The organism is Pseudonocardia nantongensis (assembly GCF_046546495.1).
Taxonomy (GTDB): domain Bacteria; phylum Actinomycetota; class Actinomycetes; order Mycobacteriales; family Pseudonocardiaceae; genus Pseudonocardia; species Pseudonocardia nantongensis.
Window position 1 is genome coordinate 38,606 of record NZ_JBKGXT010000032.1, and the last position, 15,701, is coordinate 54,306.

At 73.8% G+C, this 15,701-nt stretch carries 15 protein-coding genes; 9 read left to right on the forward strand and 6 right to left on the reverse strand.

Annotated elements, in window-relative coordinates:
• Positions 1-255 precede the first annotated feature (255 nt).
• From ACLFMI_RS25570 to ACLFMI_RS25600, 7 genes are all read left to right on the forward strand, one after another.
• Positions 256-1,035 carry an alpha/beta hydrolase gene (locus ACLFMI_RS25570; protein ID WP_410950512.1) on the forward strand — a complete coding sequence of 260 codons (780 nt, stop codon included), beginning with the start codon at positions 256-258 and terminating at the stop codon, positions 1,033-1,035.
• Entirely contained in the window at positions 1,032-2,309 is a 1,278-nt protein-coding gene (locus ACLFMI_RS25575) for an NAD(P)/FAD-dependent oxidoreductase (RefSeq protein ID WP_410950513.1), read from the forward strand. The genes ACLFMI_RS25570 and ACLFMI_RS25575 overlap by 4 nt, the downstream gene beginning before the upstream one ends.
• Positions 2,306-3,079 carry a DUF1365 domain-containing protein gene (locus ACLFMI_RS25580; RefSeq protein WP_410950514.1) on the forward strand — a complete coding sequence of 258 codons (774 nt, stop codon included), beginning with the start codon at positions 2,306-2,308 and terminating at the stop codon, positions 3,077-3,079. The genes ACLFMI_RS25575 and ACLFMI_RS25580 overlap by 4 nt, the downstream gene beginning before the upstream one ends.
• Positions 3,076-4,386 carry a class I SAM-dependent methyltransferase gene (locus tag ACLFMI_RS25585; protein WP_410950515.1) on the forward strand — a complete coding sequence of 437 codons (1,311 nt, stop codon included), beginning with the start codon at positions 3,076-3,078 and terminating at the stop codon, positions 4,384-4,386. Before ACLFMI_RS25580 ends, ACLFMI_RS25585 begins: the two co-directional genes overlap by 4 nt.
• Positions 4,387-4,448: 62 nt before the next feature.
• On the forward strand, positions 4,449-5,831 hold the full coding sequence (locus tag ACLFMI_RS25590; RefSeq protein WP_410950516.1) for a class I SAM-dependent methyltransferase: 1,383 nt from the start codon (positions 4,449-4,451) through the stop codon (positions 5,829-5,831).
• A gap of 4 nt (positions 5,832-5,835) precedes the next feature.
• The gene (locus ACLFMI_RS25595) at positions 5,836-6,678 is read left to right on the forward strand and encodes a DUF1295 domain-containing protein (protein WP_410950517.1); all 843 of its coding nucleotides are present in this window, start codon (positions 5,836-5,838) and stop codon (positions 6,676-6,678) included.
• A 29-nt stretch (positions 6,679-6,707) separates the two neighbouring features.
• Positions 6,708-7,175: a peroxiredoxin gene (locus tag ACLFMI_RS25600; protein WP_410950518.1), complete on the forward strand. Its 468-nt coding sequence runs from the start codon at positions 6,708-6,710 to the stop codon at positions 7,173-7,175.
• Positions 7,176-7,218: 43 nt separating this feature from the next.
• Here the strand turns inward: ACLFMI_RS25600 and map are convergent, their stop codons facing one another.
• From map to ACLFMI_RS25615, 3 genes are all read right to left on the reverse strand, one after another.
• Positions 7,219-8,076, reverse strand: a complete 858-nt coding sequence (gene map, locus ACLFMI_RS25605) for a type I methionyl aminopeptidase (RefSeq protein WP_410950519.1) — start codon at positions 8,074-8,076, stop codon at positions 7,219-7,221.
• Between the two features lie 97 nt (positions 8,077-8,173).
• Positions 8,174-8,560 (reverse strand): DUF3054 domain-containing protein, encoded by a 387-nt coding sequence (locus ACLFMI_RS25610; protein WP_410950520.1) that lies wholly within the window; start codon positions 8,558-8,560, stop codon positions 8,174-8,176.
• A gap of 118 nt (positions 8,561-8,678) precedes the next feature.
• The gene (locus tag ACLFMI_RS25615) at positions 8,679-10,517 is read right to left on the reverse strand and encodes a penicillin-binding transpeptidase domain-containing protein (protein WP_410950521.1); all 1,839 of its coding nucleotides are present in this window, start codon (positions 10,515-10,517) and stop codon (positions 8,679-8,681) included.
• Positions 10,518-10,688: 171 nt separating this feature from the next.
• Between ACLFMI_RS25615 and ACLFMI_RS25620 the strand changes: the two genes are divergently transcribed.
• Entirely contained in the window at positions 10,689-11,651 is a 963-nt protein-coding gene (locus ACLFMI_RS25620; protein ID WP_410950528.1) for an IS481 family transposase, read from the forward strand.
• Here ACLFMI_RS25620 and ACLFMI_RS25625 read toward each other — a convergent pair.
• A complete protein-coding gene (locus tag ACLFMI_RS25625; RefSeq protein ID WP_410950522.1) occupies positions 11,648-12,100 on the reverse strand; it encodes a MarR family winged helix-turn-helix transcriptional regulator in 453 nt (150 codons plus the stop codon). The two genes, ACLFMI_RS25620 and ACLFMI_RS25625, sit on opposite strands and share 4 nt — an antisense overlap.
• A gap of 59 nt (positions 12,101-12,159) precedes the next feature.
• Between ACLFMI_RS25625 and ACLFMI_RS25630 the strand changes: the two genes are divergently transcribed.
• Positions 12,160-13,398 carry an FAD-dependent monooxygenase gene (locus tag ACLFMI_RS25630; protein WP_410950523.1) on the forward strand — a complete coding sequence of 413 codons (1,239 nt, stop codon included), beginning with the start codon at positions 12,160-12,162 and terminating at the stop codon, positions 13,396-13,398.
• Between the two features lie 46 nt (positions 13,399-13,444).
• Here ACLFMI_RS25630 and ACLFMI_RS25635 read toward each other — a convergent pair whose 3' ends face one another.
• Together ACLFMI_RS25635 and ispG are read right to left on the reverse strand one after the other, a co-directional pair.
• Positions 13,445-14,278 (reverse strand): GNAT family N-acetyltransferase, encoded by an 834-nt coding sequence (locus ACLFMI_RS25635; RefSeq protein ID WP_410950524.1) that lies wholly within the window; start codon positions 14,276-14,278, stop codon positions 13,445-13,447.
• A 20-nt stretch (positions 14,279-14,298) separates the two neighbouring features.
• Positions 14,299-15,453: a flavodoxin-dependent (E)-4-hydroxy-3-methylbut-2-enyl-diphosphate synthase gene (gene ispG / locus ACLFMI_RS25640; RefSeq protein WP_410950525.1), complete on the reverse strand. Its 1,155-nt coding sequence runs from the start codon at positions 15,451-15,453 to the stop codon at positions 14,299-14,301.
• Positions 15,454-15,701 lie beyond the last annotated feature (248 nt).

The following is a 15,701-nucleotide window of genomic DNA, read 5'->3' on the forward strand; positions in this document are numbered from 1 at the left end:
GATCGCCGTGCGGGGTGGTCCCCTCCATCATCGTGCGTCGCCGAGTGGCCGGTTCGACGCGGTCGGGCGATGATCCGAGAGCACACCCTCGCTCCACCGCCGACCCTGCGTCATCGTCCCGTGCCCGTCCGGCCCGCCGCGCTGTGACCCCGGTCGCACTGCCCGGCCCGGGAGGGCCGCCCCACGCGAACCCCCTGCCGGGGGGACCGTCCCGGAGCCCCGCACACCCCACCCCGTCCCGTCCCGGAGGCACCCGTGCCCGCCCACCCGCAGCCCCGGCTGGAGACCGCCGGCGATCCGCACCCCGAACCCGCCGCGGTCGTGCTGGTCGCGCACGGCGGCAAGGCGCACTCCACGGCTCCGGCCACCCGGCGCGGGCTCGCGTACCAGCGGATGCGGCCGTTCGCCGGGGCCCTGGAGCGGGCCGGGCGCGCGCACCGTTCCGAGCGCGGCGAGGGCGTCGCGGTGTACCTGCTCCGCTACCGGGTCCGGGGCTGGAACGGCCCGGCCGCCGACGCGTACGCCGACGCCGTGTGGGCGACCGGCGAGATCGCCCGCCGGCATCCGGACCGGCCGGTCGTGCTCGTCGGGCACTCGATGGGTGGTCGGGCGGTGCTGCGCGCGGCGGGCGCCCCGGGCGTCGTCGGGGTCTGCGGGCTGGCGCCCTGGCTGGACGCCTCGGACCCGGTCACGCAGCTGGCCGGCCGGTCGGTGCTCATCGCGCACGGGGACCGGGAGCGGATGACCGACCCCGCCGCCTCCTACGCCTACGCGCTGCGCGCCCGCGAGGTGACGTCCCGGGTGGCGCGCTTCGACATGCTCGGCGACGGCCACGCCATGCTCCGCCGGGCCGGCGACTGGACGTCGCTGGTGCGACGTTTCGCACTCGGTGAGCTCGGGGCCGAACCCCGGGACCCCTTGATCACGAATGCCATGCGAGAACCCGCACCGGCTGGGCTGCGGGTCGCGCTGGAGGCCGGCGCCGGGCCACGACGCCCGGTGACGGATCCACCGAACACGAAGGACAGGCGATGAGCGAACGGCAGACGGTCGCGGTGGTGGGCAGCGGGGTGTCCGGCCTGACCGCGGCGTACCTGCTCGCGCACCGCCACGACGTCACCCTCTACGAGGCCGACGACCGTGTGGGCGGGCACGCCCACACCCACGAGCTCACGACCTCCGACGGCGGCGTCACGAACGTCGACACCGGCTTCATCGTGCACAACGACCGCACCTACCCGAACCTGCTGCGGCTGTTCGGCGAGCTCGGTGTGGCCACCCAGGACTCGGACATGTCGATGTCGGTGCGCTGCGACGGCTGCGGTCTCGAGTACGCCGGTGCGCGGAAGCTGGGCGGTCTGTTCCCGCAGGCGTCCAACGTGGTCCGCCCGCCGTACCTGAGGATGCTCGGCGAGGTGGTCCGGTTCCACCGGCACGCCCGCCGGGTGCTCGACGACCCGGACGCCGGCGACGTCACCCTCGGCGCCTTCCTCGCGATCGGCGGCTACTCGCGGTACTTCGTGCAGCACTTCATGATCCCGGTGGTGTCCTGCGTGTGGTCGGCCGGCGCGGCGGTCTCCACCAGCTACCCGGCCCGCTACCTGTTCACCTTCCTGGACCACCACGGGATGCTCGGGATCGGCGGCTCGCCGCAGTGGCGCACCGTCACCGGCGGGTCCGCGTCCTACGTGGACCGGATCGTCAAGCAGCTGCCCGCGGTGCGCACCGGCAGCCCGGTCCGGTCGGTGCTGCGGACGCCCGCCGGCGTCGAGCTGCGCGACGCGGCCGACACCGTCGCCGGGTTCGACCGGATCGTGATCGCGACGCACCCGGACCAGGCGCTGTCGCTGCTGGCCGACCCCACCGACGACGAGCGCGCCGTCCTCGGCGCGTTCGGCTACTCGCGCAACGAGACCTGGCTGCACCACGACACCTCGGTGCTGCCGCGCTCGACCCGGGCGCGGGCGTCCTGGAACTACCTCAAGCCCGCCTGCGCCGACACCGGCGAGGAACCGGTGCTGGTCAGCTACGACATGAACCGGCTGATGCGGCTCACCGACCCGGACGACTGGGTGGTCACCCTGAACGGGGCCGGCCGGATCGACCCCGACGCCGTGGCGGCCCGGATGCGTTACGAGCACCCGATCTATACGCCGACCTCGGTCGCCGCCCAGCGCCGGCTGCCGGAGCTGAACACCGGGGTCACCGCCTACGCCGGCGCCTACCACGGCTGGGGCTTCCACGAGGACGGCTGCGCCTCCGGGGTCCGCGCGGCTCGCGACCTCGGCGTCGAGTGGGGTTCCCGGTGACCGCGCCGGCGCTCTACGACGCCGAGGTCCGGCACGCCCGCCGCCGCGACATCCGGACGGCGTTCGCACACCCGATCTACCTGTGGCTGGTCGACCTGGACGAGCTGCCCCGGCTGCCCGCCCCGCTGCGCCCGTTCGCCCGGTTCCGCGCGGCGGACCACCTCGGCGACCCGCAGCGGAGCATCCGGGAGAACGTGGACGCCTACCTCGCCGCGCACGGGATCGACCTGGCCGGCGGCCAAGTGTTGATGCTCGCGCACGCCCGGGTGCTGGGCCACGTGTTCAACCCGATCTCGGTGTTCTGGTGCCACCGCCCGGACGGGACGCTCGCCTGCGTGCTCGCGGAGGTGCACAACACCTACGGCGAGCGGCACTGCTACCTGCTGCACACCGACGAGGAGGGCAGGGCCCGGACGGACAAGGAGTTCTACGTCTCGCCGTTCCTCACCGTGGACGGCCACTACTCGATGTGGCTCCCGGTGCCGGCCGAGCGGCTCGGGGTGTCGATCACCCTGCACCAGGACGGCCGCCCCGCCCTGGTCGCGACGCTGGCCGGTACCCGCCGCCGGGCGACCCCGCGCGAGGTGCTGCGCACCGTCCTGCGCCGCCCGCTGATCACCCAGCGCACCTCGGCACTGATCCGCAGGCACGGCATCGCCCTGTGGCTGCGCCGGCTGCCCGTGGTGCGGCGTCCCCGCCCGCCCCAGGACCAGACCACCCAGCTGACCGACGACACACCGGACCGTTCCCAGGAGGGGGTCACGCGATGACCACGCAGCACGACCTGTCCCGCACCGGCGCGACCGACCGCCCGCGGAACGGTGCTGTCCGACCGCGCACGCACGCCGTACCGCGGCCGAACGAGGGGCTCTGGCCCGGCCTGGCCACGCCGCCGGCGGCCCCGGTCAAGGCCCGGATCGCGGAGAGCCTGTTCCGCAACGCCGTCCGCAACCTCCCGGTGCGGGTGGTGTTCCCGGGCGGCGAGCGGATCGGCGCCGGCGGGCCCGACGCCCCGGTGATGCGGATCGAGCGGCCGGGAGCGTTCTTCGCCCGCCTCGGTGCCGATTCCAAGATCGGGTTCGGCGAGTCGTACATGGTCGGCGACTGGACCACCACCGACCTGCCCGGCCTGCTCACCCCGTTCGCGGCGAAGCTGTCCACGCTGATCCCGCCGGCGCTGCAGCGGGTCGCCCGCCGCTGGGTAGAGGCCCGCCAGCCGCGCGAGGAGGTCAACTCGCTGGAGGGCTCCCGGGAGAACATCCACCGGCACTACGACCTGTCCAACGACCTGTTCGCGCTGTTCCTGGACGACACCATGTCCTACTCGTCGGCCTGGTTCGCCGACGGGTCGGACGACCTGGTGCTCGCCCAGGAACGCAAGATCGACGGCGTCCTGGACATGGCCGGGGTCCGGAGCGGCATGCACGTGCTGGAGATCGGGACCGGTTGGGGCGGACTCGCGACGCGGGCCGCGCAGCGCGGGGCGCGGGTCACCACGCTGACCCTCTCGCAGGAGCAGAAGGAGCTCGCCGAGGCCCGGCTCGCCGAGGCCGGCGTCGCGGACCGGGTGCAGGTGCTGCTGCGGGACTACCGCGAGGCGCAGGGCTCCTACGACGCCGTGGTCTCGGTGGAGATGGTCGAGGCCGTCGGCGTCGCGTACTGGCCGACCTACTTCGCCGCGCTGGACCGGCTGCTCAAACCGGGCGGCCGGGTGGGCCTGCAGGCCATCACGATGCCGCACGACCGGATGGTCGTCTCCAAGGACGACTACACCTGGATCCACAAGTACGTCTTCCCCGGCGGCATCATCCCCTCGGTCACCTCGATCGAGCAGAACCTGGCCGCGGACACCACGCTGCACATCGCCGAGCGGCGCAGCCTGGGCTTCGACTACGCCCGCACGCTCGGCCACTGGCGGGAGCGGTTCCTGGACCGTCGGTGCGACGTCCAGGCCCTCGGCTTCGACGAGACCTTCCGCCGGATGTGGGAGTTCTACCTGGGCTACTGCGAGGCCGGCTTCCGGGTGGGATACCTCGACGTCTTCCAGTTCTCGCTGCAGCGCCGCCCGTCCTTCTGATCCGTTCCCCGAACCTGACCGTTCACAGAACCCGATCCGTTCACAGAACGCGAGGAGCATTCGTGAGCACCACGCCCGCCCGGCGCCTGGCCGACCTGCTCGAGAACGTCCTGGGCGCCCCGCTGCCGGTGCGGCTGCGCGCCTGGGACGGCAGCGAGGCCGGCCACGCCGGGACGCCGGACGACCCGAACCCGCCGACGGTGATCGTGAAGCGGCGGCGCGCGCTGCGCCGGCTGCTCTGGTCGCCCGGCGAGCTCGGCCTGGCCCGGGCGTTCGTCTCCGGTGATCTGGACGTCGACGGCGACGTCGCGGACGGGCTGTCCCGGTTCTGGGCCCTCTCGCGGCCGGGCTCCGGCACGGTCCGGCCGGACCTGCGGCAGAAGCTCGGCGCGCTGCGGACCGCGGCCCGGCTCGGCGCCGTCGGCCCGCCGCCGAAGGCCCCGGCCTCGGAGGCGAGGCTCGGCGGCCGGCTGCACTCGCGGCGCCGGGACCGGTCCGCGATCAGCCACCACTACGACCTGTCCAACGAGTTCTACGCGTTCCTGCTCGACCCGCAGATGGCGTACTCCTGCGGATACTGGACCCACGACGAGGGACCGGGCTACGGCCTGGTCGACGCCCAGCGGGACAAGCTGGACCTGATCTGCCGCAAGCTCGGCCTCGGGCCCGGGATGCGGCTGCTCGACGTCGGCTGCGGCTGGGCGTCACTGCTGGTACACGCCGCCGAGCACTACGGCGTGCACGCCACCGGCGTCACGCTGTCCGCGCAGCAGCGCGACTACGGCGTCGAGCGGGTCCGCCGGGCCGGGCTGTCCGAGCGCGTCGAGATCCGGCTGCAGGACTACCGGGAGGTCGGTGCCGGATCCGGCGACCGGCCGTTCGACGCCGTCGCCTCGATCGAGATGGGCGAGCACGTCGGGCAGGACAACTACCCGGTCTACGCGGAGCGGCTGCACCGGCTGCTGCGCCCGCACGGCCGGCTGCTGCTGCAGCAGATGTCGCGCGGCGCGGCCGGTGCGAACACGGCACCGGGCGGTGGGGCGTTCATGGAGGCCTACGTCGCGCCGGACATGTACATGCGCCCGCTCGGCGACACGCTCGGGTTCCTGGAGCGGGCCGGGCACGAGATCGTCGACGTGCACTCGCTGCGCGAGCACTACGTGTGGACGGTCCGCCCGTGGCTGGCGACGCTGCAGACCCACCGGGACACCGCGGTCCGCATGATCGGCGAGGAGCAGTGGCGGATCTGGCTGCTCTACCTGGCCGGTGCGGCGCTGGCGTTCGAGGAGAACCGGATGGGCGTGCACCAGATCCTCACCGTCCGTCCCGGCGCCGACGGGACCTCCGGACTGCCGCGCAGCCGCACCGGCATCCTCGGCGTCGACCCCGCGCCGGACCGGCACGCGGCCCCGGCGCGCGCCCACGAGCGCGTCGCGGCACCGTGATCGCGTGAACCCGTTCCCCTGGGCGCCGTGGGCCGCCAACCTCGGCATCACGCTGGTGGCCGTGCTGGTCCTGATGACGGTCGCGCTGGCCGTCGGGGTGAAGCGCGGCCGGCACGACGGCGTCGACGTCGTCTGGGGGATCGGGTTCGTGCTGATCGCCGTTGTGAGCGCTGTCACCGCCTCCGCTCTCGACCCGGCCGGGGACCCGTGGCGACGCTGGCTGGTGGTGCTGCTCGTCGCCGTCTGGGGCGGGCGGCTGGCCTGGCACATCGAGCGCCGCAACCGCGGGAAGCCGGAGGACCAGCGCTACGTCGACCTGCTGGCGAAGGCCCCCGGCAACCCGGCCGCGTACGCCTTCCGGAAGGTCTACCTGACCCAGGGCGCGATCATGTGGGTGGTGTCGCTGCCGGTGCAGCTGGCCCAGTACGGCTCGGCCGGCACCTGGGGCCTCGTCGTGACGGTGCTCGGGGTCCTGGTGTGGGCGGTCGGGTTCGGCTTCGAGGCCGTCGGCGATGCCCAGCTGGCCCGGTTCACCGCCGACCCGGCCAACCGGGGCCGGGTGCTGGACCGCGGGCTGTGGCGCTACACCCGGCACCCGAACTACTTCGGCGACGCCTGCGTCTGGTGGGGCCTGGGGATCCTGGCGCTGCACCACCCGGCCGGGCTGATCGGGCTCCTCGGCGTCGCGGCGATCACGGTCAACCTGGTGCAGGGCACCGGCGCGGCGCTGCTGGAACGCGACATCGAGCAGCGCCGGCCCGGCTACGCCGACTACGTCCGGCGCACCAGCGGCTTCCTGCCGCTCCCACCCCGAACCGCGACGGCCCCCGGCACGAACACCCCCTGATCGATCCCGCACCCCCCGAGGAGACACCCATGGCCGTCGGCGATCTGGCGACCGACTTCGAGCTGGCCGACGAGGCCGGCACCCCGCGCCGGCTGACCGAGCTGCTCGCGTCCGGCCCCGTCGTGCTGTTCTTCTACCCGGCCGCGATGACCGGTGGCTGCACCGCCGAGGCCTGCCACTTCCGGGACCTGCAGGCCGAGTTCGCCGAGGTCGGCGCGCAGCCGGTCGGAATCTCCAGCGACCCGGTGGCCAAGCAGGGGACGTTCGCGGCCGCCAACGGCTTCGGCTTCCCGTTGCTGTCGGACGCGGAGCACACCGTCGCGAGGTCGTTCGGCGCGTGGCGCGCCTGGCTGCCCGGCAACTTCCACACCCGCCGGCGCACCTTCGTGATCGACACCGACCGGCGGATCCTGGCCGAGATCGGCAGCGAGACCCGGATGGACAAGCACGCCGACGACGCCCTCGCCGCCCTCCGTCAGCGGCAGCAGACCACGTAGCACCCCCTCGACCCGCACAACGCGCGCCGGTGGGAGCGAGCGTCTACGGGAGGGTGAGGATCTCGGCGCCGTCATCGGTGACGACGAGGGTGTGCTCGAACTGGGCCACCCAGGACTTGTCCTTCGTGACGACGGTCCAGTCGTCCTCCCAGGTGTCGTGCTCGATCCCGCCGAGCGTGATCATCGGCTCGATCGTGAAGGTCATCCCCGGCTCGAGGACGGTGTGCACGTCCGGCTGGTCGTAGTGCAGCACCACCAGTCCGGAGTGGAACTCGTGGGCGATGCCGTGCCCGGTGAAGTCCCGGACGACGCCGTAGCCGAACCGCTTGGCGTAGGACTCGATGACCCGCCCGACGACGTTCAGCTCGCGACCCGGGCGGACGGCCTTGATCGCCCGCATGGTCGCCTCGCGGGTCCGCTCGACCAGCAGCCGGGCCTCCTCCGAGACGTCGCCGGCCAGGAACGTGGCGTTGGTGTCGCCGTGCACCCCGCCGACGTAGGCGGTGACGTCGACGTTGCAGACATCCCCGTCGTCGATCACCGTGGTGTCCGGGATCCCGTGGCAGATGACCTCGTTGAGGCTGGTGCAGCAGGACTTCGGGAAGCCGCGGTAGCCCAGCGTCGACGGGTAGGCGTCGTGGTCGACCAGGAACTCGTGCACGACCCGGTCGACCTCGTCGGTGGTGATGCCGGGCCGGACGGTCTCCCCCGCCAGCGCCAGTGCCTGCGCGGCGATCTTCCCGGCGTACCGCATGGCCTCGATGGTCTCGGGGGCCTGCACGTCACCCGCCCGGCTGCGCGCCGGGGCGGCCTTGCCGACGTACTCCGGCCGCGGGATGTGCGCCGGCACCTCGCGGATCGGGGTCGGCGTGCCGGGGACGAGCAACGTGCGGGTGGCCATGTCAACCATGGTAGGCCCCGCGGCGGTCGCGAGGCCGCGCACGCGGGTGTGAGCCCGCTTCCCCGGACCCGACCTCGACGTCCGCTGCGCACTCCGGTCAGCCCCGGCTGGCCTCCCGCGGCGCCCGCAACCGGGTCACCGCGCCGGCGAGTCCTCGCCAGCCCAGCAGCAGCACCGCGAGCGAGATCGTGGCCACGACCGCGAATGACAGCGGGAGCCGGCCCACGAACCCGAGACGCAGCAGGAAGCCGACCACCACGGCCCCGGCGAGCACCACCGCCCCGGCACGCAGCGACGCTGGCGCGGCCCGCACCCACGGCGTCGTCCAGGCGGCGCCGGCACCGACCAGGAACGGCAACGCGGTACCGATCAGGCCGCCGAGGCCGCCGGTCTCGGCGTGGCTGAGCCGCCCGACGGCGGCGAACACGATCACCGCGACCAGGTCGGCCACCAGGGCGAGCGCGGGGATCCGGGTGGGATGCACGGCGACCAGCGTAGGCCGCGACGCAACACGGCACCCGCCGCACCGGCCGGTGGTCACGAGTTCGGAGCGGATCCGGCCACCGATGACCGGATCCGTTCCGAACAGTGGATCACCGCCGTCATCGCGGGACGTTCTGCAGGAACCGGGCCGTGAGCCCGACCGCCGGGCCGGACGACTCGCCGTCCACGATCAGGGTGGCGAACGCCAGATCCCCGCGGTAGCCGGTGAACCAGCCGTGCGCCTGGTTCTCGCCGCCGGAACCGGCGTACTCGGCGGTACCGGTCTTGCCGAACACCTCGCCCTGCCCGTTCGCCGCGGTCCCGGTGCCGGAGGTGACCACGGCCCGCATCATCGGCCGCAGCTGGTCCAGGATCGCCCGGTCCGGGGTGCCCGGCGCGACCACGGCCTCGGTCGGCCGGCCCCGGATCAGGGACGGCGTCACCGGGGCGCCGTGCGCGACGGTGGCCGAGATCATCGCCATCCCGAACGGTGACGCCAGCACGTCGCCCTGGCCGAAGCCGTCGGAGGCCCGCTGCAGGTCGGCGGTGGCCGGGTCGACCGAGCCGGTGATCGTCGTCATGCCGGGGATCTTCCAGTCCGCGCCGAAGCCGAGCTCCTTGCCTGCCCTCGGCAGGCCGTCCGGCGGCAGGCCCAGCGCCAGGCGGCCGAACGTGGTGTTGCAGGACCGCGCGAACGCCTGCTGCAGCGGGACCGTGCCGAGCGCGAACGAGTCCTCGTTCGGGACCGTGCGGCCCTCGATCACGGTGGTGCCGGGGCAGTCGACCGGGCTCCGCGGGTTCAGGTTCTGCTGCTGCATCGCCGCGTACGCGGTGACGATCTTGAAGGTGGAGCCCGGCGGGTAGCGGCCGGTGAGTGCGAGCGCCCCGTCGGCATCGGCCGCGGCGTTCTGGGCGACCCCGAGCACCGCCCCGGTGGAGGGCCGGATCGCGACGATCATCGCCTGCCGGGACTCGCCGTCGACGGCGGTCTGGGCCGCCTCCTGCACGGTGCGGTCCAGCTCCAGGGTCACCGGGGTGCCCGGGCCGGGCGGGGCCCCGGCCAGCGACGTGACGGGCGCGCCGTCCGGCCCGACGGCGTCCACCGACCAGCCGGGCGTGCCGCCGGTCGGGCCCTCGATCTCCGGCCGGACGCCCTGCATGACCTGGCTCGCGAACCCGGCGTCCGGGGCGAGCAGCCGGGTCGAGGGCACGAACCGGACGCCGGGCAGGTCGTAGATCCGGTCCCGGACCCGCTGGTAGTCCGGCTCGCGCAGCACCGCCACCGTGTAGGCCTGCCCGTCCGGGGTGCCGTTCGCCCCGCCGGTGATCGACTCCCGGGTGATCGACGGGTCGATCCCGCTCAGCGCCGAGCCGAGCGTGGCCGCGGTGTCGGCGAGGTTGCCCTGCCGCTTGTCCAGGGTGATCGTGACGACCGGCGTCGGCGCGAGCAGGGTCGCGCCGGTCGAGTCCAGCACCGGGGCCGGGGTGGCGTTCACCGTGCGGTTCACCGGTCGCTGGCCGTCGCCGAGGCCGGGCGCGAACGCCGACGGGGACCAGTCGATCGCCCAGCCGGTGTCGTTGCCGGCGGTCTTCGGAGCGGGCGCCAGCGGCAGCTCCACGGTGTAGGTCCAGCGCCTGCCCTGCCCGAGGTCCCAGTCGGCCTCGACGGTGGCGGTGGCCCGCTCCCCCTCGGTCCGGGTCTCGGTGACCCGGGCGGTCAGCGCGGTGGCCGAGAGGTCGCGGCGGGCCCGGTCGAGGTACGCGGTCGCGGCCGCCGGGTCGTCGGTCAGGGCGCCCGCCGTCGGGGCGTCCCCCGCCGCCCAGGCGGTGACGTACTCCTCGGCGGCGTCCGAGGCGCCACTCCACGGCCGCAGCAGCGCGACGACGACACCGGCGGCGGCCAGCACGACGATCACGACGGCCAGGACGGCAGGGCGGTTCCGCAGGGAGCGCAGCACGGTCGTCGAGTATGCCGATGATCGATCACGCTCGCAGGAGCCCCTAGCTGTGCTGTCCGGGCACGTTGGTGACAGTTCGGCACGCCCGTCCGATGATCTTGAGACGAGCGAGGGCCTCCGGGTTCGGTGTGGATCACCACGAAACACGCCGAAGCCCGAGGAGGCCCTCTGGTGATCCACCGTAACGCCCCGCTGACCCCGACCGGCCGGCTGCGCCTGGCTCGGTGTGTCGTCGACGACGGCTGGGACCTGCGCCGCGCCGCGGAGCGGTTCCAGGTCGCCCACACCACCGCCGCTCGCTGGGCCGGGCGCTACCGCCACTGCGGTGAACCAGCCATGAACGACCGCTCCAGTCGCCCGCACCACAGTCCTCGCCGCACCAGCCCGGCCGTCGAAGGCGAGGTCCTACGGCAGCGTGACGAGCACAAGATCGGGCCGCTGCGCATCGCCGGCCGGGTGCCGGTCGCCGCCTCGACCGTGCATCAGGTCCTGCGCCGCCACGACCGCCCGAGCCTGGCCGCCTGCGACCGCGCCACCGGCGAACCGATCCGCCGCTACGAACGCGCCCGCCCCGGCGAACTCGTCCACGTCGATGTGAAGAAGCTCGGCCGGATCCCCGACGGCGGCGGACACCGCGTCCACGGCCGCGCCGTCGGCCGGGCTAACCAGACCCGCGCCGGTGGGCGCGGCTATCTGTTACTGCACACCGCCCTCGATGATCACTCGCGGCTGGCCTACACCGAGACCCTGCCCGACGAGAAAGCCGCCACCTGCGCAGAGTTCCTGCGCCGAGCGCACGCCTGGTTCGCCGGCCACGGCGTGACCGTCGAGCGAGTGCTCACCGACAACGCCTGGTCCTACCGCAAGACCACCTGGCACAGAACCTGCCGCGACCTGGGCATCGGGCGCCGGTTCACCCGGCCCTGGCGTCCGCAGACGAACGGGAAAGTGGAGCGTTTCCACCGCACCATGCTCAACGAGTGGGCCTACCACCGGCCGTATCAGTCCGAGACCGAACGCCAGGTCGCGTTTGAGGACTGGCTCGACTGGTACAACTTCCACCGACCCCACACCGGAATCCGAGGCCACGCACCAGCCGACCGCGTCACCAACCTCTCCGGATCACACACCTAGCCGTCCCGCTCGGCGGCGGCGAGCCGCTCGCGCACCGTCCGCAGCATCGCGACGAGCTCGGCGGCCCGCTCGTCGTCCAGGCCGGTGGAGGACGCCGAGTTGAAGGCCCGCACCAGCGGCCAGGCACGGTCGAGGGCTGCACGGCCGTCGTCGGTGAGCTCCAGACCCGCGCGCCGGCCCCGCCCGCCCGGCCCGTCCCGGCGGACCAGGCCGCGCTCCACCAGGTCGGTGACCAGCTCGCCGACGCTCTGCGGGCGCAGCATCACCACCCGCGCGAGCTCCGCCTGCGACGGCGGGGGTGACCCGGTGCGCTCCCGGTCGGCCAGCTGGGCCAGGACGCCGAACCGGGTCGGGGTCAGCCCGGCCTCGGCGAACACCCGGTGGAAGCCGCGCGCGGCCAGGTGCGCGGTGCGCACCAGTTCCCAGAGCGGGACGTCGACATCTTGCACGCGGCGAGGGTATCAGGCACCTGATAGTCGAATCAGGTACCTGATACCAAGGGGATGCGATGCGGGTCGTGGTGGCGGGCGGCGGGATCGGCGGGCTGGCGCTCGCCCAGGGGCTGCGCAGCGCGGGGGTCGAGACGGTGGTGCACGAGCGGGACGCCCGGCCGGAGGACACCGGCGGCTACCGGTTGCACCTCGACGACGACGCCTGCGCCGCGCTCGGCCGGCTGCTGCCGCCCGACGCGCTCCAGGCCGTGCTCGCGTCGTCCGGAGGCGGCTCGGGGTTCCGCCGGTTCTCGGTCTGCGACCACCACATGCGGGTGCTGTCCGCCAGGGACATGCCGGCCGGCGACCGGCTGATGATCGGGCGGATCCCGTTGCGGGCGCTGCTCGCGCACGGCCTCGACGTCCGCTGGGGTTCGGCATACACCGGGCACAGGACCGGGCCGGACGGGCGGGTGCGCGCCGAGTTCTCCGGCGGCACCGAGACCGCGGAGGTGCTGGTCGGGGCGGACGGGGCCGGCTCCGCGCTGGCCCGCACGCTCGCCGGTCGCCCGCAGTCGTCGCCGACCGGCGTGGAGGGGATGGCAGGCCGGGTCCCGCTGGACGGCGACGCCCTCGCCGCCCTCCCCGAGCCGTTGCGGCACGGACCGGCCCTGGCCATGGGCCCCGGCGGGCTCGGGCTGTTCCTCAGCGTGCACGACCCGGCCACCAGCCCGCTCGCCCCGGCGTCGTGCACCGGGCCGGCCGCGATCACCGAGCCCGCGTCACTGGTGTGCGGCCCGATGCTGGCGGGCGGGCGGTACCCGCGCGACCCCCGCGGCCTCGACGGGCCCGGCCTGGTCGCGCTGGTCGGCGAACTGCTGCGGGACTGGCATCCGGACCTGCGCCGGCTCGCCGGGCGGCTCGACCCGGCGGGCATCGGCCACTTCCGGTTCCTGGCCGCCGACCCGGACGCCGACCCCGCCCCCTGGCCGACCGGCCGGGTCACCGCGATCGGCGACGCGGTGCATGCCATGCCGCCGACCGGCGGGCGGGGCGCGGCCACCGCGATCCGGGACGCCGACGTGCTGGCCCGCCGGCTCGCAGCGGCCCGGGACGGCACGACGACCGTCCCGCTCGCCCTGCACGGCTACGAGCGGGAGATGGCCGGCTACGGACCGCAGGCCGTCCGGGAGTCGCTGCAGCCGTTGGCCTGGCAGCGCAGGCTGTCCGGGCGCGGCGGGCAGGTCGCGCTCGCCGCGGCGGGTGCGGCGGCGGGGCTGCGCGAGCGGATCGTCCGGGGACGGGCGGCTGCCTGAGGTTCCCGACGGTGGCCGGCCTCGCGGTCGGAACGACGACTCGGAGTCAGAACAGCACGGTGGCGAACTGCGCGACCTGGGTGAACCCCACCCGCCGGTAGGCGGTGCGGGCCGGCGAGTTGAAGGCGTTGACGTAGAGGCTGGCGCGCCTGCCGGTGGCGGCCAGGGCGACCGCGACCGAGGCGGTACCGGCGGTACCGAGGCCGTGCCCGCGCCAGGCCGGGTGCACCCACACCCCCTGGATCTGCCCGACCGCCCGGGACATCGCGCCGATCTCGGCTTTGAAGACGACCTCGCCCTCGTGGAACCGGGCGAACGCGCGGCCGGAGGTGATCAGCTCGGCGACCCGGGCGCGGTAACCGGCGCCGCCGTCGCCGTCCCGGGGGTCGACGCCGACCTCCTCGGTGAACATCGCGACCGCCGCCGGGAGGTAGCGGTCGAGCTCGTCGAGGCGGACGTGCCGTACCTGCGGGTCGGGCGGGATCGCGGGCGGACCCTGCAGCGTCATCAGCGGCTGGTCGGCCCGGATCTCCCGCGGTGGGCCCCAGCCCGCGGAGAGCTCGTCCCACAGCGGCATGACCAGCTCGGCCCGGCCGACCAGCGACGAGCAGATCCGTCCGGCCCGGCTGGCGCGCTCGGCGAAGGCACGGATGGCCGCGCGCTCGCCGCGCAGCGGGACGAGGTTGGCACCGGAGAAGCAGAGCCCGTCCGCCGGCGCCCCGTAGGACCACAGCTCGCCACCGAGCCGCCACGGGTCCAGGCCGACGGCCTCGACGCGTGCGGCGACCATGCAGGACGCGACCGGATCGGCGTCGAGGGCATCGTGCACCCCGGAGCGGTGACGATCGTCGAGAAGCCGGGCCCCGGCCACCCTCAGCACGGATTCACCATGCCATGCCGTCAGCCCACCGTCACCTGTGGCTCACCCGCGGTGTCCCCCGTCTCACCCATCTCCTCGGCGATCCGCATCGCCTCGTCGATCAGCGTCTCGACGATCTGGTGCTCGGGCACGGTCTTGATCACCTCGCCCTTGACGAAGATCTGGCCCTTGCCGTTGCCGGACGCGACGCCGAGGTCGGCCTCCCGCGCCTCGCCCGGACCGTTCACCACGCAGCCCATGACGGCCACCCGCAGCGGGACCTCCATGCCGGTCAGGCCGGCCGTGACCTCGTCGGCGAGCTTGTAGACGTCGACCTGGGCGCGCCCGCAGGACGGGCAGGAGACGATCTCCAGCTTGCGCGGGCGCAGGTTCAGCGACTCCAGGATCTGCTGGCCGACCTTGATCTCCTCGACCGGCGGCGCGGACAGCGAGACCCGGATGGTGTCGCCGATCCCCTGGCGCAGCAGCGCCCCGAACGCGACGGCCGACTTGATGGTGCCCTGGAACGCCGGACCGGCCTCGGTGACGCCGAGGTGCAGCGGGTAGTCGCACTGCTCGGCCAGGATCTCGTAGGCGCGCACCATGACGACCGGGTCGTTGTGCTTGACCGAGATCTTGACGTCGTGGAAGTCGTGCTCGGCGAACAGGCCCGCCTCCCAGAGCGCGGACTCGGCCAGCGCCTCCGGGGTGGCCTTGCCGTGCTTCTCGAGCAGCCGCTTGTCCAGGGAGCCGGCGTTGACGCCGATCCGGATCGGCGTGCCGGCATCGCGCGCGGCGTGCGCGATCTCGCGGACCTGGTCGTCGAACTTGCGGATGTTGCCCGGGTTCACCCGGACCGCGGCGCAGCCGGCCTCGATCGCGGCGAACACGTACTTGGGCTGGAAGTGGATGTCGGCGATCACCGGGATCTGGGACTTCGTCGCGATGGCCGGCAACGCCTCGGCGTCGTCGGCGGACGGGCACGCGACGCGGACGATGTCGCAGCCCGCGGCGGTCAGCTCGGCGATCTGCTGCAACGTGGCGTTGACGTCGGAGGTCAGGGTGGTCGTCATCGACTGCACGGAGATCGGATGGTCGGAGCCGACGCCGACCGGCCCGACCTGCAGCTGCCGGGTCTTCCGGCGCGGAGCCAGGGTCGGCGCGGGCGCGGCGGGCATACCCAGTGAGACGTTCACGGCCCCCACTATCCCATCGGTGCGCCGTGCCTGCCGCGCCCCGTGAGCGGAGGCACTTCGTGCCCGTGAGTGGTTATCGCGGTCAGGACCGCGATAACCACTCACGAGCCCGAAGGGCCTAAGAACGTGTTGTGAAACCCGGTGATCGTCCGGCGCGGCGGTGCTGGTAGCCCGGACGAGGTGTTGATCATCAGTTCGGGTGTGCCCGTGTTCGTGCCGCCCGGCTTATGACTCGTCGTTGACCGATG